The organism is Ruegeria sp. AF5, from assembly GCF_056541905.1.
Genome location: NZ_JBQFYZ010000001.1, coordinates 283,623 through 306,166 on the forward strand (window position 1 = coordinate 283,623; position 22,544 = coordinate 306,166).

Consider the following 22,544-nt stretch of genomic DNA (forward strand, 5'->3'; position numbering starts at 1 on the left):
GTTCACTCCGCTGCCATCGCACCCATACGGCCCGATTTCTGAGCCTTGATGCGGTCTTCGATCTCTTCCCGGAAATTGCGGATCAGGCCCTGGATCGGCCAGGCGGCCGCATCGCCCAAAGCGCAGATCGTGTGTCCTTCGACCTGTTTGGTCACGTCGAACAACATGTCGATCTCTTCCAGTTCAGCCTCGCCGCGCACCAGACGATCCATCACACGCATCATCCAGCCGGTGCCTTCGCGACACGGCGTACACTGGCCACAGCTTTCATGCTTGTAAAACTTCGACAGTCGCCAGATCGCCTTGATGATGTCGGTGGATTTGTCCATCACAATCACCGCTGCCGTACCCAGACCCGACCCCAGGTCGTTGCGCAGGTAATCGAAATCCATGATCGCGTCGCGCATGTTTTCACCGCGCACGCAGGGAACCGAGGATCCACCAGGGATAACCGCCAGAAGATTATCCCACCCGCCGCGAATGCCGCCGCAATGGGTTTCGATCAGCTGTTCGAACGGGATCGACATCGCCTCTTCGACGACACATGGGTTGTTCACGTGGCCCGAGATCGCAAACAGCTTGGTACCGGCGTTGTTCTGGCGACCAAATCCAGCGAACCAATCCGCACCCCGACGCAGAATGGTCGGCACCACCGCGATGGATTCCACGTTGTTCACAGTGGTCGGACATCCGTACAGCCCGGCACCCGCCGGGAACGGAGGTTTCATCCGCGGCATGCCCTTTTTGCCCTCAAGGCTTTCAATCAGGGCTGTTTCCTCGCCACAAATATAGGCCCCTGCCCCGTGATGAAGGAAAAGATCGAAATCCCAGCCCGAACCAGCGGCATTCTTGCCAAGAAGCCCCGCGTCATAGGCCTCATCAATCGCAGCCTGCAATGCCTCACGCTCGCGGATGTATTCGCCGCGCAGGTAGATATAGCAGGTATGTGCGTTCATCGCGAAAGAGGCGATCAGACACCCTTCAATCAACGTGTGGGGATCATGGCGCATGATCTCACGGTCTTTGCAGGTGCCGGGCTCGGATTCATCGGCATTCACAACCAGATAGGAAGGGCGACCGTCGCTTTCCTTTGGCATGAACGACCATTTCAGGCCAGTTGGGAAGCCCGCACCGCCACGTCCGCGCAGCCCGGAATCCTTCATCGTCTGAATGATCCAGTCCCGGCCCTTCTCAATCAGGCCAGCTGTGCCGTCCCAATGCCCGCGGGCTTGCGCGCCTTTCAGCGTGCGTTCGTGCATCCCGTAGATGTTGGTAAAGATCCGGTCCTGATCCTTCAGCATCATTCGTTACCTTCAGCTGTCCTGACGCATGCGCCAGAGTTGAAAAATGTTCACACCCGCATAAATGAATGCCGCCAGAGCAGCAAAATCAAACAGCAGCGCGTGCCGGGCTGTCAAACCCAGCGCGGGGCCAATGAACAGGTTCATGGCAAGCCAGATCACCATCGTCACCGCAATGACGATGCCGATATGTCGGCCCTTTCGGGCTATAGCCTGATCCTTGTCCTTGTCCATCATCCCCCGATGCCCCGATGGGGCACCCGTTTAGTCTTTGTAGGTGCCATCTTCCTTGGCACGTTTGGCAAATTCGGTTTCCTCACCCGCCGCAAGCTTGGCTGCCTGTTCAATCCAGCCATCGCGCTCGATCCGGCCCTTGAACTTCAACCGTGCATCGACCCAGGCGACCTGTTCCGGTGTCCAGGCAGCGATCTGATCATAGTGGAAGAAGCCCAGCTCGTTCAGCGTCTGCTCCAGCTTGGGGCCTACGCCTTTCAACAGTTTCAGGTTATCTGCCTTGCCGTCGCGCGCGCCTGTGAGTGTTTCGGGCTGGTCCTCTTTCGCTGCCTTCGCCTCAGCGGCCTGTTTCACAGCGGGTTTCGCCGGGGCTGACGCTTTGGGCGGCTTGGGTGCAGCTTTGGTCGCAGCCGCTTTGCCATCCTTGCCCAACCAAGGGGTCAGGATCGGAACCTCGGTCCCATCTATACGCTTGACCGTATCGCCAATATCGGTGGCCAGTTCGACGCTGGCGTTGTACTGCGTTTTGCCGCTGTCATACTCCGTCAGGCTGGTCAGCCCCTTGAGCGGTTCAGCCGCATAGCGACCATTCTGCGGGCCCGGCGTCGGAACTTTGCCTGCCACCAGATCATCAAGGATCTTGCCAAAGCTCTCGGCGGTCAGGTCTTCGTAGTAATCCTTGCCGATCTGCGCCATCGGCGCATTGGTGCAGGAGCCAAGGCATTCGACCTCTTCCCAGCTCAGCTTGCCATCGGCGGACAGCACGTGTGGCTTGGCCGCGATCTTCTCCTTGCAGACAGCGATCAGATCCTCGGCCCCGCAGATCATGCAAGAGGTCGTGCCACAAACCTGAATATGCGCAACCGATCCAACCGGTTGCAGCTGGAACATGAAGTAGAACGAGGCCACCTCAAGCACACGAATATAGGCCATACCCAGCATGTCGGCGACGGATTCAATCGCCGGACGGCTCAGCCAGCCCTCCTGCTCCTGCGCACGCCACAGCAGCGGGATGACCGCGCTGGCCTGACGGCCCTCGGGGTATTTGGTGATCTGCGCTTCGGCCCATTGCTGGTTGGCAGCGGTGAAGGCAAAGCTTTCAGGTTGTTCGGGGTGCAGACGGCGGAGCATTAGCGGTCAATCTCTCCAAATACGACGTCCATGGTGCCGATGATGGCGGCGACGTCGGCCAGTTGGTGGCCCTTGGCAACATGGTCCATGGCTTGCAGGTGCAGGAAGCCCGGTGCGCGCAGTTTGGCGCGGTAGGGTTTGTTGGTGCCGTCGGCGACCAGATAGACGCCGAACTCGCCCTTGGGGGCTTCGACGGCAGCATAGACCTCACCAGCAGGCACGTGGAAGCCTTCGGTATACAGCTTGAAGTGATGGATCAGGCTCTCCATCGAGGTCTTCATGTCCGAGCGTTTCGGTGGAGTGATCTTGCCGCGCGCCAGAACGTCACCGGGGCACTCGCGGATTTTGGCGATGGCCTGACGGATGATCAGCAGCGACTGGCGCATCTCTTCCATGCGGACGAGGTAACGGTCATAGCAGTCGCCATTTTTACCAACGGGGATCTGGAATTCGAACTCGTCATAGCATTCATAGGGCTGCGCGCGGCGCAGGTCCCAGGCCAGCCCCGATCCACGGACCATCACGCCCGAGAAGCCGTATTTCTGGATGTCATCTTCGGTGACAATCCCAATATCGGCGTTACGCTGTTTGAAGATGCGGTTTTCGGTCAGCAGACCGTCAATGTCATCCAGAACTGCGGGGAATTCGTGGCTCCATGCCTCGATATCGTCCAGCAATTCCGGCGGCAGGTCCTGATGCACACCACCGGGGCGGAAATAAGCCGCGTGCAGGCGGGCGCCACAGGCACGCTCATAAAACACCATCAACTTTTCACGCTCTTCAAAGCCCCAAAGCGGCGGGGTCAGCGCGCCCACATCCATCGCCTGCGTGGTGACGTTCAGCAGGTGGTTCAGGATGCGCCCGATCTCGGAATACAGAACCCGGATCAGCGAGCCACGGCGCGGCACCTCGACCCCGGTCAGCTTTTCAATGGCCAGGCACCAAGCATGTTCCTGGTTCATCGGTGCCACATAGTCCAGACGGTCGAAATACGGCAGGTTCTGCAGATAGGTCCGGCTTTCCATCAGCTTTTCGGTGCCACGGTGCAGCAGGCCGATATGCGGGTCGCAACGTTCGACAATCTCGCCGTCCAACTCGAGCACCAGACGCAAAACTCCGTGCGCCGCGGGGTGTTGCGGGCCGAAGTTGATGTTGAAGTTGCGGATCTTCTGCTCGCCGCTCAGCGCGTCCGTGCTGCCGTCATCATATCTTGAGCCGTCCATCAACGCCCTCGTTTCTTCTTTGCTTCGGCCCGAACCCGGACCTTTTCGGCCTCGACCGCCTTGACCGCAGACCCGGCCAGTAGAACCCCAAACGCGCCCAGAATGATCAACTCACCTATCATCTCAGCGGCGCTCCAACTCTTGCAGTTTCAGCCCGACCCACCACAGCAATGCGATCGTGCCAAAGGGAACCAGACACAGCAGGCACCAGTATTTGTTGATCCCGAAGAACGGCAAAATCTTCACCATCGGAATGATGGTCAGCGCAGACAGGATCAGCCACCAGATGCCACCCATTATTCGGTCTCCTGTTTCTCATCCCCTGGCAGAATGTAATTCGCACCTTCCCATGGGGACATGAAATCAAACTGACGGTACTCCTGCACCAGACTGACCGGCTCGTAGACGACGCGTTTCTGCGCCTCGTCATAACGCACCTCGGTGTAGCCCGTGGTCGGGAAATCTTTGCGCAGCGGATGGCCACGGAAGCCATAATCCGTCAGGATGCGCCGCAAGTCTGGATGGCCCGAGAACAGGATGCCGAACATGTCGAACACCTCACGCTCGAACCAGTTGGCCGAGGGGTGGATATCGACTATCGAAGGCACCATGTCATCTTCGCGGATCGAAACCCGCAGACGGATGCGCTGGTTCTGGTACATCGACAGGAAGTGATACACCACGTCGAACCGCTTGGCGCGTTCGGGGTAATCGACGCCGGTGATATCCACCAGTGTCGAGAACTTGCAATTTTGGTCCGACCGCAGGAATTCTACGAATTCCACGAGGTTCGACGGCGCCACATCGACGTTCAGCTCACCATGGGTCACATCCCAGGACAGAACACAATCGGCTCGTTTCAGTTCAAGCTGGGTGCCGAGTTCTTTGAGTGCTTCGCTCATCTACCCTTCCCCTCAGCGTACAATTGTGCCGGTGCGGCGGATTTTGCGTTGTAGCTGTAGCAGACCGTAAAGCAGCGCCTCGGCGGTCGGAGGGCAGCCGGGCACATAGATATCCACCGGAACTACCCGGTCACAGCCACGCACGACAGAATAGGAATAGTGGTAGTAACCACCGCCATTCGCGCAGGACCCCATCGAGATCACATAGCGCGGCTCGGGCATCTGGTCGTAAACCTTGCGCAACGCAGGGGCCATCTTGTTGGTCAGCGTGCCGGCCACGATCATCACGTCAGATTGGCGCGGAGAGGCGCGTGGGGCGATGCCGAAACGTTCCGCATCATAGCGCGGCATCGAGGTGTGCATCATTTCAACCGCGCAGCAGGCCAGACCAAAAGTCATCCAGTGCAGCGAACCGGTACGAGCCCAGTTGATGATATCCTCGCTCGAGGTCAGCAGAAAACCTTTGTCCTGCAACTCGGCATTCAGGGCCTGGGTGGCGACTTCCTTGTCGACGCCAGCGGTGTTTGCACCGGTCATCACTCCCATTCCAGGGCCCCTTTCTTCCACTCATAGGCAAAGCCGATGGTCAGCACGGCCAGAAACACCATCATCGACCAGAAGCCGACATCGCTGATATCGCGGAACCCGACGGCCCAGGGAAACAGGAATGCGATCTCAAGATCGAAGATGATGAAGAGAATCGAGACCAGATAGAATCGGACGTCAAATTTCATTCGCGCATCGTCGAAGGCGTTGAAGCCACATTCATATGCGCTGACCTTTTCGGGGTCGGGATTGCGGACAGCCAGTACAACGGCGGCAAGAATCAGGACGATTCCAAGGCCTACGGCAACGGCCAGAAACACCAGAATCGGGAGGTACTCCCGCAGCAGGTCTTCCACGAATAGCTCCTTTCTTGCGCACGCATCTTGTCGGGTGCGCCGTCAATTGGCGTGTTGACTGGACATTCTCTATCCCCGCCGGGTCAGAGGGTCAACCGAACACAGCCCCGTTCACCATCAAACATACGCTTGACAGCGCGGCATAGAATCGCATTTCGCGCGTTTTGCATTGGCTTGCGGAAACTCGGTAAACTTACTTATTCCATGCAGGTTTACGTTTTTCGAAGAACGCCGCGATCCCTTCACGCGCCTCTTCCGTTTCCCAGCGTTCGACCAGTTCGTTGATGGTCTGGTCGATTGTGGCATCATCAATACGAGGTCCCAGAGTTCGAACCAGCGCCTTGGCAGATGCAACCGCCCCCGGCGCGCACGAAAGATAGGGCCGAACTTCCTCTTCTATCGCGGCCGCAAGCTGCTCGGAGGGCACAGCCTTTGCCAGCAATCCCAGATCAACCGCTTCGGGCGCATCGAACAACCGGGCCGACATGAACACACGCCGTGCCCGCGCCTCACCCATACGAGCGATAACATAAGGGCCGATTGTCGCCGGAATCAGCCCCAGCCGGGTCTCGGTCAGTCCCATCTTCAGACTATCTACACCGATGGCAACATCGCACACGGCGGCCATCCCAACGCCTCCGCCAAAGGCGTTGCCTTGTAGTGCCCCGATCAGGGGTTTGGGCATTGTGTTCAACGCCTGCAACATCTCGGCCAGCTTGCGCGCCTCGACAAATCGCGTCGCCTTGTCGGCCGCCATCTGGTCCTGCATCCACCCCAGATCACCACCGGCGCAAAACGTCTTTCCCGCAGCGGCCAGAACGACCACCCTGACAGAGCCATCCTGACCCAGTTGCGACGCGGCCTGTGTCAGCTCGGTGATCATTTGACCCGACAGCGCGTTGTGCTTTTCCGCCCGGTCCAGAGTTAACGTGGCAACACCGCGTTCGTCTGCTGAAATCGAGATTGTTTCGAACATGTTAGCCTCTCAACGCCTTGGCCATCAGCGCGGCCTCTTCGACCACATCGATATCCAGACCGGTTTGGTAGCCCAACCGGTGCAAATGCGCTGCAACGGTTTCAGTCGCGACATTGCCCGCGGCCCCCGGAGCATACGGGCAACCGCCAAGCCCACCCACGGCCGCATCGAACACGCGCACCCCCAGCGAAAGTGCCGCATCGATATTGTCGATTGCACGCCCATTGGTGTCATGAAAATGCCCGGCAAGCCGCGTCACAGGAACCCTTTCCCGCACCGCCAGAAGCATATGAGCGATCTTGTCTGGCGTGCCTTGCCCGATCGTGTCCCCCAATGACACCTCGTAACAGCCCAACGCAAACAGCCGGTCGGCAACTTCGGCCACTTTCTCGGGCGGGGTCGGGCCGTCATAAGGGCAATCCGTCACGCAAGAGACATAGCCGCGAACCGGAAGGTCGATATGGCGCGCAGCTTCGAGAATCGGCGTGAACCGTTCGATTGACTCGGCGATCGAGGCATTGATGTTTGCCTTGGAAAACCCCTCGGAAGCAGACGCAAAAATGGCAATCTCATCCGCTTTGGCGGCCAGCGCATCCTCGTATCCGCGCATATTCGGCGTCAACGCCGCGTAACGCACTCCGTCCGCGCGGGTAATACCGGCCAGAACCTGCGCCGACCCCGCCATTTGAGGAACCCATTTGGGAGAGACAAAGCTTGCAACTTCGATCCGACGGAACCCGGCGCGGCTAAGGCAATTGATCAGCGCCACCTTGTCGGCAACCGGTATCTCACGTGTTTCGTTTTGTAGCCCGTCGCGCGGTCCAACTTCGTAGATTTCGACCAGATCACCCATGTCAGAACCCCTTATGGCTTGTTCTCATTCCAAATACGGATCGCGCGACCGTGCCACGTCAAACCGCGCGGGTACAGATCACTCTTCTTCCAAACGCACCAAAGCCGCCCCAGCCTCGACCTGCGCGCCATCTTCGACCAGCACCTCGGCCACCACACCATCTCGCGCGGCTAGTAACGAATGCTCCATCTTCATCGCTTCGAGAATAGCCAAACGGTCGCCTTCTTGAACGGTCTGCCTCGCGGTGGCAAAGACTGCCTTGACCAGACCCGGCATCGGCGCCTCAATCACGTTGGTGTCACCCGTCGCGCTGGCATCCCGGTCAAGCGGATCTATAACGTCGAAACTGCGACCATAGTCAGTAAATACGGTCAAAGTTGTTCCGCTGACAGCCACCCGGGGCATCGGTGCGCCGCTCAGCGCCCACCGCCCCGAGACCCGCTCGGCCACGACACGGTGTTCGCCCAGCTGCCAAAGCTGGCGATCCGGACCATCGACCTGCACGTCAAGATCAAGAATCTCTCCCTGATCGGACAGCTGCACCGCCCGATGCAACGGAGCCCATAGGGAAAACCCGGTGTCAGGCGCGACATCCACCAGATTCAGTGCGGTCATCGCAGCCGCAACAGCGGTTGTGGCCGAAGTCGGCGATTCCTGCACCAACCCGTCAAGATCGCGCCCGATCAGGCCCGTATCTACATCGCCCGAGGCAAATCCGTTATGGCGGGTCAGCGCGCCCAGAAAGGCGAGATTCGTAACGGTGCCCGCCACTTCGGTCTCCCTCAGCACTCGGTTCAACGTCTCAAGGGCGACGGCGCGGGTCGGACCGTGCACCACCACTTTGGCAATCATCGGGTCATACCAGGGGCTGATCGTGTCGCCTGCGCGAACGCCACTATCCGCACGGCAGTTGGCCGGGAAAACCAGATGGGTCAGTGTACCTGTCGCCGGCAAGAATCCTTTCGGCACGTCCTCGGCATAAAGCCGGGCTTCGAAGGCGTGACCCGAGATCGACAGATCATCCTGATGCCTGGGAAGGCTCTCTCCTGCCGCAACGCGCAACTGCCATTCCACCAGATCGATGCCGGTGATGGCCTCTGTAACCGGGTGTTCCACCTGCAGGCGGGTGTTCATCTCCATGAACCAGAATCTGTCGGGGCGCAGCCCGTCCGAGGCATCAACGATGAACTCCACCGTGCCTGCACCCTTGTACCCGATCGCCTCGGCGGCGCGCACACCGGCCTGCCCCATCGCCTCCCGCATCTCAGAAGTCATGCCCGGGGCTGGTGCCTCTTCGATCACTTTCTGATGGCGGCGTTGCAACGAGCAATCGCGTTCGAACAAATGCACCGCATGGGTACCGTCACCAAATACCTGCACTTCGATATGGCGGGGTTTGGCCACGAATTTCTCGACCAGCACTGCGTCATTGCCAAAAGCGGTTTTGGCTTCGCCGCGTGCGCTGTCCAATGCGGAACGGAAATCCTTGGGGCGTTCGACCAGACGCATACCTTTACCGCCGCCGCCTGCAACGGCCTTAATCAGCACCGGATACCCAATCGCATCAGCCGCACCCGCCAAGTGTTCGGGATCCTGATTGTCGCCGTGATAGCCGGGCACCACGGGCACGCCAGCCTGTTCCATCAACACCTTGGCCGCATCCTTGAGGCCCATTTTGCGGATCGCATCCGCTGATGGGCCGATAAAGGTCAAACCCGCGGCCTCGACCGCGTCAACGAAATCGGGGTTCTCTGACAGGAAGCCATAACCGGGATGGATCGCCTGCGCGCCCGTATCCAGCGCAGCCTGAATAATCACATCGCCCTTCAGATAGCTTTCCGCCGGGGCGGGGCCACCGATATGAAGGGCCTCATCCGCCATCTGCACATGCTTGGCCGCAGCGTCCGCATCGGAATAAACAGCAACGCAAGATACGCCCATCTTCTGAGCGGTTTCCATAACCCGGCAAGCAATCTCGCCCCGGTTGGCAATCAGGATTTTGTTGAACATAGCTTACCCCTCAACCGCCAGATCTTCGACAAGGCGAAATCGTTCGCACAGCAGCACCATCTCGGGATCAAATCCGCCATTGCGTTCGAAATACTGGCGATGCCCCTCTCTCCATCCCTCAAGCGTTTCATTTTCGCCCTCTGCCAACGCGAAATCCTCGGTTACGTCGCAGTATCGGCAGGTCGAGACCTCGACCGTTTCGATCACCAAGGCCGGACGGTCGTCCCATTCCAGCGCAATATCTCTCCGACCGACCACAGGAGTGTCAGGGCTACCTTCGGGATAGTCGCGCAACGCACCGCAGGTTGCCGTTTTCCGCCCTGATCGTACCAGAGCCAGAAGCTCAGCACTCAGCCGGGCATTGTCACCAAACTTGAAAGTCTGGGCACCCGGATAGCGTGCCATGACGTCATTCAATGAAACGTTCATCTTACATCCTGAACACGCCGAAACGTGTCTCCTCTATCGGGGCGTTCAGTGCGGCGCTCAGAGACAAGGCGAGCACATCGCGGCTTTTGCGCGGGTCGATGATGCCGTCATCCCAGAGACGGGCCGAGGCATAAAGCGGGTGCGATTGCTCTTCGAACATCTCCAGTGTCGGACGTTTAAACTCGGCCTCTTCCTCGGCCGACCAGGTGCCGCCCTGTCGTTCGATCCCATCGCGCCTGACGGTGGCCAGAACACCGGCTGCCTGCTCGCCCCCCATCACCGAAATCCGCGAATTCGGCCATGTCCACAGGAACCGCGGCTGATAGGCGCGTCCAGCCATGCCATAGTTCCCGGCCCCGAACGAGCCGCCCACCAGCATCGTGATCTTGGGAACGCTCGTCGTTGCAACTGCCGTCACCATCTTGGCGCCGTGGCGGGCGATCCCCTCGTTCTCGTATTTGCGGCCGACCATGAAGCCGGTGATGTTCTGCAAGAAGACCAGGGGCGTTTTGCGCTGCGAACACAGCTCAACGAAATGCGCGCCCTTTTGCGCGGCCTCCGAGAACAACACCCCATTGTTGGCAATGATCCCGACGGGACACCCTTTGACATGGGCAAAGCCGGTGACCAGTGTCTCGCCAAACCGGGGTTTGAACTCATCAAACCGCGACCCATCGACAAGCCGCGCAATCACTTCACGGATGTCATAGGGCGTGCGCAGGTCGGCGGGAACAACTCCCAGAATTTCCTCCGGATCATAAGCAGGCTCCTCGGGTGCGTCGAACCGTAGGCCGGGCTTCAGCCCGGCACCCCCCAATGACCCGACAGCCCGCCGCGCCAATGCCAGCGCATGTGCATCATCTTCGGCCAGATAATCTGCCACACCCGACAGGCGTGTGTGCACATCGCCGCCACCCAGATCCTCGGCGCTGACAACCTCACCCGTCGCAGCTTTGACCAATGGTGGCCCTGCCAGAAAGATTGTGCCCTGTTCCTTTACGATGATCGTCACATCGGACATTGCAGGAACATAGGCTCCACCCGCCGTGCATGATCCCATCACCACGGCAATCTGAGGGATACCCTTCGCGCTCATCCGCGCCTGATTGTAGAAGATACGCCCAAAGTGGTCGCGGTCTGGGAACACCTCATCCTGATTGGGCAGGTTCGCGCCGCCACTGTCGACCAGATAGATGCACGGCAGATTGTTTTCCTCGGCAATCTCCTGCGCGCGCAGGTGCTTCTTGACGGTCATCGGATAATAGGTGCCGCCCTTCACGGTGGCATCGTTACACACCACCATGACTTCGCGCCCCTGCACCCGGCCAATCCCCGCGATGACCCCGGCACAAGGTGCTGCATCGCCATACATCCCATGTGCCGCTGTCGCCCCGATTTCAAGGAACGGCGACCCCGGATCAAGCAGGTTCGCCACCCGTCGTCGGGGGAGCATCTTTCCTCGGGATTCATGCCGCGCGCGGGATTTCTCGCCCCCGCCCATGCGGGCTGCTTCGGCAGCAGCAGAGATTTGCGCCAGCGCATCGAGATGAGCGGTGCGGTTTGTCTTGAAGCCCTCGGAGCCGGGCATGGCTTTGGATGTGAGTTTCATTTGTAGATATCCACCTTCAATGCCCGATTACTTATGGGCAAGACCACCACTGCGAAGTAAATTATGTAGAAGATTACGCTCTTTGCAGAAGACGAGAGGGGCCAATTGAACAGCCCTTCAGGGTTGTTCAAATTGATACTAATCTCATCCAGTGCCAAGAATGGCAAAGGCAGCGTCATCAGAAAAAGCAATAGTAAGAAATGAAAAACCCCATTCTTGGACTTAACGCGCAGCCAAGCTTCGCAGTTACCACACCTTACAGCTGGCACGTACTCCTCACTGCCAACCATAGTGTTCAAAACACTCAAGGGCTGCGGCACCCCACATTTAGGGCACTTTAACCCTGACAGACGCCGCAGAATCTTATTCATTTCAATTCCCCCGCCGCCCGCGCCTTCAGTTCCTTTCGGATCACCTTCCCCGTCACCGTCATCGGCAGCTCCTCCAGAAACGCCACCTCGCGCGGATACGAATAATGCGCCAGACGGTCTTTGACCCAGTCCTGCAACTCGCGCTCCGTGGCCTCAGCACCCGTCTTCAACACTACATAAGCCTTGACGATCTCGGTCCGCAGCTGGTCAGGTTTTCCGACCACGCCTACCGTCGCCACCGCCGGGTGGGTCAGCAGGCAATCCTCGATCTCAGCTGGGCCAATGCGATACCCGGCGGAGGTAATCACGTCATCGTCCCGACCGACAAATCGCAGATAGTCGCCCTCCCACACGCCGCGGTCGCCGGTGATCAGCCAGTCGCCGCGAAACTTGTCTGCGGTCGCTTCGGGGCGGTTCCAGTATTCCAGCAGCATCGAGGCCGAGCCGTGCCGGATGGCGACGTCGCCCTCGTCCCCGGTCGGGTTTCCGTCCTCATCAATCACCGCAACCTCATGCCCCGGCACCGGTTGGCCGATACAGCCGGGGCGCACAGGGAAATCTTCGGCGCAGGAGGATACGACCATGTTGCACTCGGTCTGGCCGTAAAACTCGTTGATCGTCAGACCAAAGGCCTTCTGTCCCCATGCCAGCATTTCGGCACCCAGCGGTTCACCCCCGGACGCGACCGAGCGCAGACCGGGGATCACCTGATCTGCTGCCTTGAGCATTCGCAGCGCCGTTGGTGGGAAAAAGACGTTCCGCACCCCGCCACGCGCGATGATGTCAGCGCAGGCCTCGGGGGTGAATTTCTCAAGCCGTGCCGCGACAACAGGAATGCCCAGCGCAAGACCCGGCATCAGCACGTCGAACAACCCGCCGATCCACGCCCAATCCGCCGGGGTCCAAAGACAGTCGCCTTCGCGCAAGTGATTATGGCTGATCGAAACGCCTGGCAAATGACCGGTCAGGACCCGGTGTCCATGCAGCGCGCCCTTCGGGCTGCCGGTTGTGCCCGAGGTATAGATCAACACAGCCGGATCGTCAGGGCCGGTCGTGGCGAATGTTACAGCGGGGCCATCTTCGCCAATCACCGATGCAATCAAGGGCATGGCCAGATCACCCAACAGATCAGCCCCTTCGGCGTCGGTCAGTACAATCCCGGCACCTGCGTCACTGACCCGCGACCGCAGCGCGTCCTGCTTGAACAGTTTGAACAAAGGGACCGACACCGCGCCGACCTTCCAGATCGCCAGATGGGCCGCCGCGCACCATGGCGACTGGCTCAACAACACTCCGACGCGATCACCGGGTTGCACATGGCGCAATAATGCGCGGGCTATTCCGTCTGTCATTTGCGACAGCTGCGCAAAGCTGATGTGCTGCGGGTCAGGTCCGGTCAAATCGATCAGCGCGACCCGGTCCCCCGCATGCCGCAGGCACTGCTGCGCCATGTTCAGCCTGTCCGGCAGATCCCAGCCTCCATCCGGGCGCAAACCCGGTATGCGCTCAGCGGTTAGCACGGCGAATTTTCCCTATATTTCCTGCACTTCGAGGTTCAACTGCACCCAACTCCTTCACATAAACTTGATGCAGATCAGAGTGGGCAGTTCCAATCGCTGCAACACCAAGGTCATCAACAGAACCAAAGGCAAGACAATGACCAAGAAACTCGCCGCATTGACCCTTTCCACCGCGTTGGTGGCTCTGGCTGCTCCTGCGTTTGCCCAATCTCAGGGGGATTGGACGCTCGGCATCGGTGTGGGGTACCTGGACCCGAAATCCAACAACGGAACACTGGCCGGCCTTGGCGCCGATATCGACTCGGATACGCGCCCGATCTTCACCGCCGAGTATTTCATCCAAGACAATCTGGGGATCGAGCTTCTGGCCGCGACCCCGTTCAAACATAACGTCACCTTGGGTGGAAGCGTGGACGCTGGCAGCGTCAAGCATCTGCCGCCCACCTTGTCGCTGAACTATCACTTCCCGACCAATAGCGCCTGGAAGCCCTATGTCGGTGCCGGTCTGAACTATACCATCTTCTTTGACGAGCAATCTGCCCTTGGCAACCTCAAGGTCGATGATTCCTTCGGCGTATCGCTGCAAGCCGGTCTCGACTATATGATCACCGACAAAGGTGCAGTCCGTCTGAATGTACGCTGGTTCGACATCGACTCGGACGTCACGCTGAACGGAGCCGATATTGGCACTGCAAACATCGACCCTTGGCTGGTCGGTATTTCCTACGTTCATCGCTTCTGATCCTTTGATCGAAACGCCCCGCTGTAACCTCGTCTGCGGGGCGTCTTCACTCAGCGCATTTCGTTCATCATTTCCCGGCCGATCAGCATCCGTCGAATCTCGCTGGTGCCTGCGCCGATCTCCATCAGCTTGGCGTCCCGGAAAATCCGACTGACCGGTGCATCCGACAGAAACCCTGCCCCGCCCAGCGCCTGAACCGCCTGATGCGCCTGAACCATCGCCTGTTCGGATGCGTAAAGACAGCACGCCGCTGCGTCCTGCCGAGTGACGTCTCCTCGATCACAGGCCTTGGCCACCTCATAGACATAGGCCCGTGCCGAGTTCATCGCGGTATACATGTCGGCAATCTTGCCCTGCATCAGTTGGAAGCTGCCAATCGGTTTGCCGAATTGCTTGCGCTCGGCCAGATACGGCATCACCTCATCCAGACAGGCGGCCATGATGCCGGTTCCGATCCCGGCCAGAACCACGCGCTCATAGTCCAGACCTGACATGAGCACGGCTACGCCCTTGCCCTCTTCTCCCAATACGTTCTCGAACGGCACTTCGACATCTTCAAAGATCAGTTCAGCCGTGTTCGACCCGCGCATCCCCAACTTGTCGAAATGGGGTGAAGTCGAAAAACCCTTCATCTCTTTTTCAATCAGAAATGCAGTAATACCCTTCGATCCGGCATCGGGGTCTGTCTTGGCATAAACCACCAGTGTATCCGCGTCTGGCCCGTTTGTGATCCAGTACTTGTTGCCGTTCAGTCGGTAATGGTCGTTGCGTTTTTCCGCCCGCAGCTTCATCGACACCACGTCCGAACCTGCGGAAGGTTCCGACATCGCCAGCGCACCCACATGTTCTCCCGATACTAGGCGCGGCAGGTATTTCTGTTTCTGCTCTTCCGTACCGTTCAGCTTGATCTGGTTCACACACAGGTTGGAATGCGCCCCATAAGACAGCGAAACCGAGGCAGAAGCGCGCGCAACTTCTTCGACAGCAATTGTATGCGCCAAATAGGACATGCCCGCACCGCCGTATTCTTCTGGCACGGTGACACCCAAAAGACCAAGCTCTCCCATTTCTTTCCACAGTTCATTCGGAAAGCTGTTCTTGGCATCAATCTCAGCCGCCATCGGCTTGACACGCTCCTGCGCCCACCGATGCACCATCTCGCGCAGGGCGTTCACATCCTCACCCAGATCAAACTTCATCGTGGCCATGAACATCTGTGTCCTCCCTCCGCATTAATGAACAAGTGTTCAATAAATCTCTAACAGCGAATCTGTCTTCGGTCAATCTTTGTGAAAGCCCGGACCAAAACGCGAAACGCCGCCCAAACCGGGCGGCGCTCTCAAGGGTCGAGTGCGCGCTGAAAGCGCACTCTGTTTTGCTAGGATTGATAAACTGCGCCCACTTCGGCTCGGATGATGCGCGCGATCACTTGGCAATCCTCCAGTGAAAAGGTCAGCGGCACACGCATATCCATGATGCCTGCCAGAACACGATCACTTTCCGGCATTCGTTCGCTTTCAAAATATCTCCAGCTGTCATAGCGCGACGTGAACCCTGTTGGCTCAGCCCCGCCAAACCATTTGATCTCGACCCCACGCGCGGCGCAACGGCTGATAACGTCGGCTATCCGCTCAGGCGACCAATCCAACAGCAGGAACTGGATCGAAGACCCGACATAGGTTTCCTCTTCGGGTCGCTCGACAATCGTCAGGCCCGGAGTGCCGCGCAGCCCGGTCTCGATCTCGCGATAGCGCTCGTTCCACCGTGTCACCTGCCGGTCCAGATCCCGCAACTGAGGGCGTAGGATGGCGGCACGCAAATTGTCCATGCGACCGGACACATTGGGTGTGGTGTACTTTATCCGCTCGAACACTTCAGGTCCCGGCGCTGCCAGATGGCGTTCATACAGCATGTATGACCCCGACAGCATTGTGGCCTTGGCCGCCAGTTCCGCGTCATCAGTAACCAGCAAACCGCCCTCGCCCGAGTTCACGTGCTTATAGGTCTGGCAGGAATAACACCCGATCGCCCCCTGCCGCCCCGACAACTGACCACGCCAGGCCGCGCCCATCGTGTGTGCGCAGTCCTCGATCACGATAACGCCTGCCGCGTCACACATCTGCATCAGACGATCCATGTCACACAGATGCCCGCGCATATGGCTGAGCATCAGGACACGGGCCTGATCCAGTTTGCCCTCAAGATCCTCCAGATCGATGGTCAGGTTTTCGGTGACGCCGACAAAGATCGCCCGCGCTCCGACCGATGCAATTGATCCCGGCACCGGAGCCAGAGTGAACGCATTGGTCAGAACCGGGTCGCCCGGCTGCACACCGACGGCCCGCAACGCGGTGGCAAGCGCATAACCGCCAGAGGAAACCGCCAAGCAATACTTGGCCCCCATCTGTGCAGCAAACTCCTGTTCCAACAGGGCCGTTTCCCCCAACTCACCGGGGACCACGTTATAGCGATGCAGCCGCCCGTGACGCAGGACAGCCAGCGCTGCCTCGATTGCGTCGTCTGGAAGGGGTTCCTGCTGCGTGAAATTACCAATGAATGTTTCCGTCATGGTCTTTTTCTGGATCTCCGACAGGGTCCGGTCAAGGTTTCAGGCTGCCGCACCGATCAGATCAGGCACAAGATCGGGCAAGTCGTCAAAGTGATGCAGCAGGGCTTCGGGCTCCAGCGCTGCCATGTCCTCCCCTGACGGCCCGAAAGTCACCAAAACCGATGGGACCCCTGCCGCTCGGGCGGTATAGCGGTCGGTATCCGAATCTCCGATCAGCACGCACCAGGCTGGATCTCCCCCGGCCCGTCGCGCAGCCTCGCGCAGAGGGGCCGGGTCCGGCTTGCGCACCGGCAGCGTATCCGCACCTACCAACGAGGCAAAACGATCCCGCACTCCCATGCGCGTCAGTAACAATTCGGCCAGATGTTCCGGCTTGTTGGTGCAAATGCCGACACCGTAGCCCGCGTTACTCAGCATCTCGACGGCCTGCAACGCTCCCGGATAGAAACTTGTGTGGGTGTTGATATCTTGCGCGTAAGCCTCAAGCAGAACCGGATAATAGGCCTGAACGGTGTCCTCGTCGTAAGCTCCAACGCGTTTCAGCCCTTGGGTTAACATCATGCGCCCGCCACGCAGCGCGATGCCTGCATCCTGCCCATGGACCAGCACATCACCATGCCCCATTTCGCGGAAACAATGGTTCGCTGCCGCCAGCAAATCGCCTGATGTATCCGCCAAAGTGCCGTCCAGATCGAAGATGACGGTCCGCATGTTGCCTCCTGTTTCGGCAGGTTTTCGCCGTGTCCTGTTTCAATCGGCAATCTTGTTTGATGGCCGAACAGCTTGCGCCTTTGCCCCCAGCGGATAAAACGGTCGGCAACAAAACACAAAGAGAAAACGATTTCATGACCATTGCCCTTGTCATCCTTGCCGCCGGAAAAGGCACCAGGATGAATTCGGATCTTCCCAAAGTCCTGCATCCCATCGCTCAGGCTCCGATGCTTGTTCACGCGATGCGCGCCGGGTCTGTCCTGTCGCCCGAACGTACGGTGATCGTTACCGGCCACGGGTCCGAGGCTGTAGCAAAGGTTGCTCAGGACGAAGACGAAGATGCCCGGATAACCGTTCAGGAAGAACAGTTGGGTACGGCCCACGCGGTCGGTCAGGCCAGGACAGCACTGGACGGGTTCGACGGTGATATCGTGGTTCTTTACGGCGACACCCCGTTTTTACAACCCGACACGCTGGAACGGATGGTCGAGGCTCGATCCCGAAATGACCTGGTCATCCTTGGGTTCGATGCGGCTGATCCGGCCCGCTATGGCCGGTTGGTCATGAATGGCGACACGTTGGAACGCATTGTCGAATTCAAAGACGCATCAGATGAAGAGCGCGCCATAACATTTTGCAACTCGGGCCTTTTAGCTTGTGATGCCCAGTTGCTTTTTTCGCTGATTGACGCCGTAAAAAACAACAATGCCTCAGGCGAATACTACCTGACAGACGTAGTTGAGATCGCCCGCAACCGCGGTCTGAACGTAACCGCCGTCGCCTGTGACGAAGCCCAGACGCTGGGCGTGAACTCTCGCGCTGATCTGGCCGCCGCCGACGCGGTGTTTCAGGCGCGCGCGCGGGAAGAACTGCTGGATATGGGTGTCACATTAATGGCACCGGATACGGTATACTTGTCCGCAGACACTGTGATTGGGCGTGACACAGTAATCGAACCCAACGTGGTCTTCGGCCCCGGAGTGACCGTCGAAAGCGGTGCAACCATCCGGGCCTTTTCCCATCTGGAAGGGTGCCATGTCAGTCGCGGCGCCATTGTCGGCCCCTACGCGCGGCTGCGCCCCGGCGCGGAACTGGCCGAAAACACGCGGGTTGGCAATTTCGTCGAGATCAAGAATGCAGAAATTGCCGAAGGCGCGAAGGTCAACCACCTCAGCTATATCGGGGACGCATCAGTGGGTGCTGCGACGAATATCGGCGCGGGAACAATCACCTGCAACTATGATGGCGTGATGAAGCACAAGACCACCATTGGTGCGAATGTCTTTATCGGCTCCAACACCATGCTCGTTGCCCCGGTCACTGTGGGCGATGGCGCAATGACAGCGACAGGCACAGTGGTGACCAAAGACGTAGCGCCCGAGGCGTTGGCCGTGGCGCGCGCCAAGCAGGAAAACAAACCCGGCTACGCGCGAAAACTGTTTGATATGTTGAAGGCGAAGAAGGCTCGCCGCGATAACGAGGCCTGAGATATGTGTGGAATTGTAGGTGTCTTGGGGCAGCATGAAGCGGCCCCTATTCTGGTAGAAGCCCTGAAACGGCTGGAATATCGCGGCTATGACAGCGCCGGGATTGCAACCGTTAATGACGGTGTCCTGGGTCGTCGGCGTGCGGTCGGCAAACTGGTCAACCTCAGCGATCTGTTGGTGCATGATCCGCTGCCCGGTAAATCCGGCATTGGTCACACCCGCTGGGCCACACATGGTGCGCCATCCGTAAACAACGCGCATCCCCACAAGGCGGGCCCGGTGGCCGTGGTTCACAACGGAATTGTCGAAAACTACCGCGACCTGAGGGCGGAACTGGCCAAACACGGTGTCGCCTTCAAGACCGAAACCGACACTGAAACCGTCGCGCTGATGACGGAACATCACCTCAACACAGGCATGTCCCCGGTCGAGGCCGCCTTCAAGACTATCGACAAGTTGGAAGGTGCTTTCGCCCTTGCATTCCTTTTCGATGGTGAGGATGACCTGATTGTAGCGGCCCGCAAAGGATCACCCCTGGCCATCGGCCACGGCGATGGTGAGATGTATGTGGGCTCGGACGCCATTGCCCTTGCGCCGCTAACCAACCAGATCACTTATCTTGAAGAAGGCGACCGCGCAGTTCTGACCCGAACATCGCTGGAAATCCGCAACGAAGCCGGTGAACTGGCCAACCGGGAAAAGCGCAAGATCAAGCTGGATCATGCGCGCGCCGACAAGGGCGAGCATAAGCATTTCATGGCCAAGGAAATCGCTGAGCAGCCTATCGTCGTGGCCGAGGCCATCCGATCCTACCTGCCCACGGGCGGTGATCGAGTGGTGTTCCCCGACGCCGAGCTGGATTTCAGCAAGCTGGACCGTCTGACCATGGTCGCCTGCGGCACCGCGTTTTATGCCTGCCTGACTGCGAAATACTGGTTCGAGCAACTGGCAAAGATGCCGGTGGAAGTCGATATCGCCAGCGAGTTCCGCTATCGCGAACCTCCGATCACGGGTCGCACACTGGCGCTGTTTGTCAGTCAGTCAGGCGAAACCGCCGACACCCTGGCCGCGCTGCGCTATTGCGAGGGCAAGGCGGACAAGATCGTTTCTGTCGTCAATGTCCCCGAAAGTTCGATTGCTCGGGAAAGCGATATCGCCCTGCCGATCCATGCTGGCGTTGAAATCGGTGTGGCTTCGACCAAGGCCTTCACCTGTCAACTAAGCGTTTTGCTGATGCTCGCGCTCAAGGCGGCGACAGATCGCGGCACCCTGACGGATGAGGAAATCGCCGATCATGCCGCTGCGCTGCGCGGATTGCCGACCGTGCTGAACACGGCACTGGATCAGAACCGGGCGATCCGCAAGGCGGCCCAACGCCTGTCCGAGGCGCGCGACGTTCTGTTCCTGGGCCGTGGCCTGATGTATCCGCTGGCAATGGAAGGGGCGCTGAAGCTCAAGGAAATCAGCTACATCCACGCCGAAGGTTATGCGTCAGGAGAGTTGAAACATGGCCCCATCGCCCTGATCGACAAACATATGCCCGTGGTTGTCATGGCGCCCCGAGACACGGTGTTCGACAAGACCGTGTCAAACATGCAGGAAGTGATGGCGCGCAAGGGCAAAGTGATCCTTGTGTCTGATGATGATGGAATTGACGAGGCCGGAGACGGAGTCTGGAGCACGATCCGGATGCCGCATGTTCACACCAGTCTTGCGCCGATCCTTTATTCGGTTCCCGCACAGTTGCTGGCCTATCACACAGCTGTAGCCAAAGGGACGGATGTAGACCAGCCGCGCAATCTGGCAAAATCAGTGACGGTAGAGTGACCCATGTCCAAACAGTTTCCCCGGCTTGATGACGCGCATCAAAAGTTCATCGAAGATCAGCATATGTTCTTCGTCGGCACCGCCGGGACCGAGGGAAAGGTCAATATCTCGCCCAAAGGTATGGACTCGCTGCGGGTGCTGGGGCCAAACCGCATCGTCTGGATGAACCTGACTGGCAGCGGCAACGAGACGGCGGGGCATCTGATGCAGGTCAACAGGATGACACTGATGTGGTGCTCCTTCACCACGCGCCCACTGATCCTGCGCACATATGGCACAGCCCGCACTCTGCACGTCAGAGATGAGGGCTGGGATGAACTGGCCAATCTTTTCCCCAACCACCGCAGCGCGCGACAGATCTATGACCAGTCGATCGAAATGGTTCAGACCTCTTGCGGGTATGCAGTGCCGTTCATGGAATTCAAGTCCGACCGCGACACGATGCAGAAATGGGTCGATGGCAAGACGGACGGCGACATCCGGTCTTATTGGGCCGAAAAGAACAGCCAGACGATTGACGGCGAACCGACAGGCGCTCCGGTCTGCCCCCAATGCTGACCCCTTTTCTTGATCAGATCAAAGCCCATGCCGACCCCGAACGTGCGGGTCAGATGGCCAGTTATCACAAGGCGGATCGCGTCTATCTGGGTGTCGCCAATCCGGTTCTCAACGATCTGACCAAAACATGGCGGCAAGAGCTGGATGTGAACAAACGCGTCACGCTGGCCAGGGCGCTGTGGCAAACCGATATCCACGAAGGGCGCCTTGCCGCGGCCAAGCTTCTGACCCAGGCCCGCATCCGGCCCGACGATCAGGTTTGGGACCTGCTTCAAAGCTGGCTACCGGATTTTGACGCCTGGGCCGTCGCCGATCATGCCTGCATGGCGATACAAAAACGACTGATGGCCGATCCCGAGAGGCTGGATGCCGTCGAACAGTGGACACAGTCCGATCACATGTGGACCCGGCGCGCCGCCCTTGTCGCAACGCTGCCCTGGACCAAACAGAACCACCCCAAGCCCGAAGACCTGCAACGCCGCGACCGTATCCTCGGCTGGGCCGCCGGATATGTCCCGGATCGCGACTGGTTCATTCAGAAATCAATCGCCTGGTGGCTGCGGGAACTGTCCAAACACGACCCCGAACGCGTGATCGCTTTTTTGGACAAACACGGTGATGGAATGAAACCGTTTGCCCGCCGCGAAGCAGCCAAATACCTGAAAAGTCAGTCGGCATAAACCGCGACTTCGACCAGTTCGTCTAATGGCACCAGAAGGGCCCGCATGGCATCCAGCGACAAGCGACTGCCGCTACTTTCCGGGCCTGCGGCAGGAACCAGAGTGATATAGGCCTGCGCGCCGGTTCTGGGCACAACAACCCGCGCCGTTACCTCGCTATCGACCAGCGGCGTCTGCATCCAGCGTCCTGGCGTGGTCGGATCACCAAGCCCGGCAATGGTTGTTTTGGCCCCGACCCAACTGGGGCGTGCCGCAACAGGCTCGGGCTGAAGAACTTCCTCAGCGACAACTGGCGCAGTTTCGACATCCGATGCGGCCACAGCCGCCTCGTCCCCCGACCCGAACACACGTTCCTTCGTTGCCCGGACAGTGTCGCACCCGGTCAAAACAACGCATAGAAAAACAAATGCCTTTTTCATGCCCGGAAACTACAACCCCATGCGGGTGTGATCCAGTGCAAAGCGCAGTTCGCACTTGTCGCAGGCAGGTTACAGCTTTACCTATGTCGC

The 22,544-nt window shown here is 58.9% G+C and carries 25 protein-coding genes; 5 read left to right on the forward strand and 20 right to left on the reverse strand.

Translation table 11 applies throughout. The features are described 5' to 3' along the window. Nucleotides 1-2: 2 nt before the first annotated feature. The 16 genes from nuoF to ACR0DS_RS01485 form a co-directional block, all read right to left on the reverse strand. Nucleotides 3-1,301, reverse strand: coding sequence for an NADH-quinone oxidoreductase subunit NuoF (nuoF, locus tag ACR0DS_RS01410; RefSeq protein ID WP_209504919.1), 1,299 nt, complete (start codon nt 1,299-1,301; stop codon nt 3-5). A gap of 12 nt (nt 1,302-1,313) precedes the next feature. Next, on the reverse strand, nt 1,314-1,535 hold the full coding sequence (locus ACR0DS_RS01415; RefSeq protein WP_209598087.1) for a DUF5337 domain-containing protein: 222 nt from the start codon (nt 1,533-1,535) through the stop codon (nt 1,314-1,316). Between the two features lie 30 nt (nt 1,536-1,565). Next, the gene (gene nuoE / locus ACR0DS_RS01420) at nt 1,566-2,666 is read right to left on the reverse strand and encodes an NADH-quinone oxidoreductase subunit NuoE (RefSeq protein ID WP_480557484.1); all 1,101 of its coding nucleotides are present in this window, start codon (nt 2,664-2,666) and stop codon (nt 1,566-1,568) included. Further along, nucleotides 2,666-3,889: an NADH-quinone oxidoreductase subunit D gene (locus ACR0DS_RS01425; protein ID WP_209504451.1), complete on the reverse strand. Its 1,224-nt coding sequence runs from the start codon at nt 3,887-3,889 to the stop codon at nt 2,666-2,668. Before ACR0DS_RS01425 ends, nuoE begins: the two co-directional genes overlap by 1 nt. Next, a complete protein-coding gene (locus ACR0DS_RS01430; RefSeq protein WP_267362849.1) occupies nt 3,889-4,011 on the reverse strand; it encodes a hypothetical protein in 123 nt (40 codons plus the stop codon). The genes ACR0DS_RS01425 and ACR0DS_RS01430 overlap by 1 nt, the downstream gene beginning before the upstream one ends. Nucleotide 4,012: 1 nt before the next feature. Continuing rightward, nucleotides 4,013-4,186 (reverse strand): hypothetical protein, encoded by a 174-nt coding sequence (locus ACR0DS_RS01435; protein ID WP_010442775.1) that lies wholly within the window; start codon nt 4,184-4,186, stop codon nt 4,013-4,015. After that, complete coding sequence (locus ACR0DS_RS01440) at nt 4,186-4,791, reverse strand: NADH-quinone oxidoreductase subunit C (RefSeq protein WP_267362853.1); 606 nt, start codon at nt 4,789-4,791, stop codon at nt 4,186-4,188. The genes ACR0DS_RS01435 and ACR0DS_RS01440 overlap by 1 nt, the downstream gene beginning before the upstream one ends. A 12-nt stretch (nt 4,792-4,803) precedes the next feature. Continuing rightward, nucleotides 4,804-5,337 (reverse strand): NuoB/complex I 20 kDa subunit family protein, encoded by a 534-nt coding sequence (locus ACR0DS_RS01445; protein WP_209504454.1) that lies wholly within the window; start codon nt 5,335-5,337, stop codon nt 4,804-4,806. Then, on the reverse strand, nt 5,328-5,693 hold the full coding sequence (locus ACR0DS_RS01450; RefSeq protein WP_209504455.1) for an NADH-quinone oxidoreductase subunit A: 366 nt from the start codon (nt 5,691-5,693) through the stop codon (nt 5,328-5,330). Before ACR0DS_RS01450 ends, ACR0DS_RS01445 begins: the two co-directional genes overlap by 10 nt. 193 nt (nt 5,694-5,886) lie before the next feature. Then, nucleotides 5,887-6,669, reverse strand: a complete 783-nt coding sequence (locus ACR0DS_RS01455) for a crotonase/enoyl-CoA hydratase family protein (protein WP_267362859.1) — start codon at nt 6,667-6,669, stop codon at nt 5,887-5,889. A 1-nt stretch (nt 6,670) separates the two neighbouring features. Beyond that, nucleotides 6,671-7,522 carry a hydroxymethylglutaryl-CoA lyase gene (locus ACR0DS_RS01460; protein WP_480557486.1) on the reverse strand — a complete coding sequence of 284 codons (852 nt, stop codon included), beginning with the start codon at nt 7,520-7,522 and terminating at the stop codon, nt 6,671-6,673. Nucleotides 7,523-7,600: 78 nt separating this feature from the next. Next, a complete protein-coding gene (locus tag ACR0DS_RS01465) occupies nt 7,601-9,532 on the reverse strand; it encodes an acetyl/propionyl/methylcrotonyl-CoA carboxylase subunit alpha (RefSeq protein WP_480557488.1) in 1,932 nt (643 codons plus the stop codon). A 3-nt stretch (nt 9,533-9,535) separates the two neighbouring features. Then, the gene (locus ACR0DS_RS01470) at nt 9,536-9,961 is read right to left on the reverse strand and encodes an ASCH domain-containing protein (RefSeq protein WP_480557490.1); all 426 of its coding nucleotides are present in this window, start codon (nt 9,959-9,961) and stop codon (nt 9,536-9,538) included. Between the two features lies 1 nt (nt 9,962). Continuing rightward, nucleotides 9,963-11,570: a carboxyl transferase domain-containing protein gene (locus ACR0DS_RS01475; protein ID WP_480486221.1), complete on the reverse strand. Its 1,608-nt coding sequence runs from the start codon at nt 11,568-11,570 to the stop codon at nt 9,963-9,965. Next, on the reverse strand, nt 11,567-11,941 hold the full coding sequence (locus ACR0DS_RS01480; RefSeq protein ID WP_480481792.1) for a hypothetical protein: 375 nt from the start codon (nt 11,939-11,941) through the stop codon (nt 11,567-11,569). Before ACR0DS_RS01480 ends, ACR0DS_RS01475 begins: the two co-directional genes overlap by 4 nt. Beyond that, nucleotides 11,938-13,461, reverse strand: a complete 1,524-nt coding sequence (locus ACR0DS_RS01485) for an AMP-binding protein (RefSeq protein WP_480557492.1) — start codon at nt 13,459-13,461, stop codon at nt 11,938-11,940. Before ACR0DS_RS01485 ends, ACR0DS_RS01480 begins: the two co-directional genes overlap by 4 nt. A 136-nt stretch (nt 13,462-13,597) precedes the next feature. Here ACR0DS_RS01485 and ACR0DS_RS01490 point away from each other — a divergent pair, with 136 nt between their 5' ends. Next, a complete protein-coding gene (locus ACR0DS_RS01490) occupies nt 13,598-14,203 on the forward strand; it encodes an OmpW/AlkL family protein (RefSeq protein ID WP_480476932.1) in 606 nt (201 codons plus the stop codon). Between the two features lie 50 nt (nt 14,204-14,253). On the opposite strand, the gene ACR0DS_RS01495 is transcribed toward ACR0DS_RS01490, so the two are convergent. The 3 genes from ACR0DS_RS01495 to ACR0DS_RS01505 form a co-directional block, all read right to left on the reverse strand. Further along, nucleotides 14,254-15,417 carry an isovaleryl-CoA dehydrogenase gene (locus ACR0DS_RS01495; RefSeq protein ID WP_267362877.1) on the reverse strand — a complete coding sequence of 388 codons (1,164 nt, stop codon included), beginning with the start codon at nt 15,415-15,417 and terminating at the stop codon, nt 14,254-14,256. A 164-nt stretch (nt 15,418-15,581) separates the two neighbouring features. Then, on the reverse strand, nt 15,582-16,772 hold the full coding sequence (locus tag ACR0DS_RS01500; protein ID WP_480476061.1) for a DegT/DnrJ/EryC1/StrS family aminotransferase: 1,191 nt from the start codon (nt 16,770-16,772) through the stop codon (nt 15,582-15,584). A gap of 39 nt (nt 16,773-16,811) precedes the next feature. After that, entirely contained in the window at nt 16,812-17,483 is a 672-nt protein-coding gene (locus tag ACR0DS_RS01505; RefSeq protein ID WP_480557493.1) for an HAD-IA family hydrolase, read from the reverse strand. A 134-nt stretch (nt 17,484-17,617) separates the two neighbouring features. Between ACR0DS_RS01505 and glmU the strand changes: the two genes are divergently transcribed. From glmU to ACR0DS_RS01525, 4 genes are read left to right on the forward strand one after another with little or no spacing between them, the layout of a single operon-like run. Continuing rightward, on the forward strand, nt 17,618-18,970 hold the full coding sequence (glmU, locus tag ACR0DS_RS01510) for a bifunctional UDP-N-acetylglucosamine diphosphorylase/glucosamine-1-phosphate N-acetyltransferase GlmU (protein ID WP_480557494.1): 1,353 nt from the start codon (nt 17,618-17,620) through the stop codon (nt 18,968-18,970). 3 nt (nt 18,971-18,973) lie between these two features. Then, complete coding sequence (gene glmS / locus ACR0DS_RS01515) at nt 18,974-20,797, forward strand: glutamine--fructose-6-phosphate transaminase (isomerizing) (protein ID WP_480506295.1); 1,824 nt, start codon at nt 18,974-18,976, stop codon at nt 20,795-20,797. Nucleotides 20,798-20,800: 3 nt separating this feature from the next. After that, complete coding sequence (locus ACR0DS_RS01520) at nt 20,801-21,355, forward strand: pyridoxamine 5'-phosphate oxidase family protein (RefSeq protein ID WP_480481799.1); 555 nt, start codon at nt 20,801-20,803, stop codon at nt 21,353-21,355. Continuing rightward, nucleotides 21,349-22,035: a DNA alkylation repair protein gene (locus tag ACR0DS_RS01525; RefSeq protein ID WP_480557495.1), complete on the forward strand. Its 687-nt coding sequence runs from the start codon at nt 21,349-21,351 to the stop codon at nt 22,033-22,035. Before ACR0DS_RS01520 ends, ACR0DS_RS01525 begins: the two co-directional genes overlap by 7 nt. Here the strand turns inward: ACR0DS_RS01525 and ACR0DS_RS01530 are convergent. Next, nucleotides 22,023-22,454 carry a hypothetical protein gene (locus ACR0DS_RS01530; protein ID WP_480557497.1) on the reverse strand — a complete coding sequence of 144 codons (432 nt, stop codon included), beginning with the start codon at nt 22,452-22,454 and terminating at the stop codon, nt 22,023-22,025. The genes ACR0DS_RS01525 and ACR0DS_RS01530 overlap by 13 nt on opposite strands. Nucleotides 22,455-22,544 lie beyond the last annotated feature (90 nt).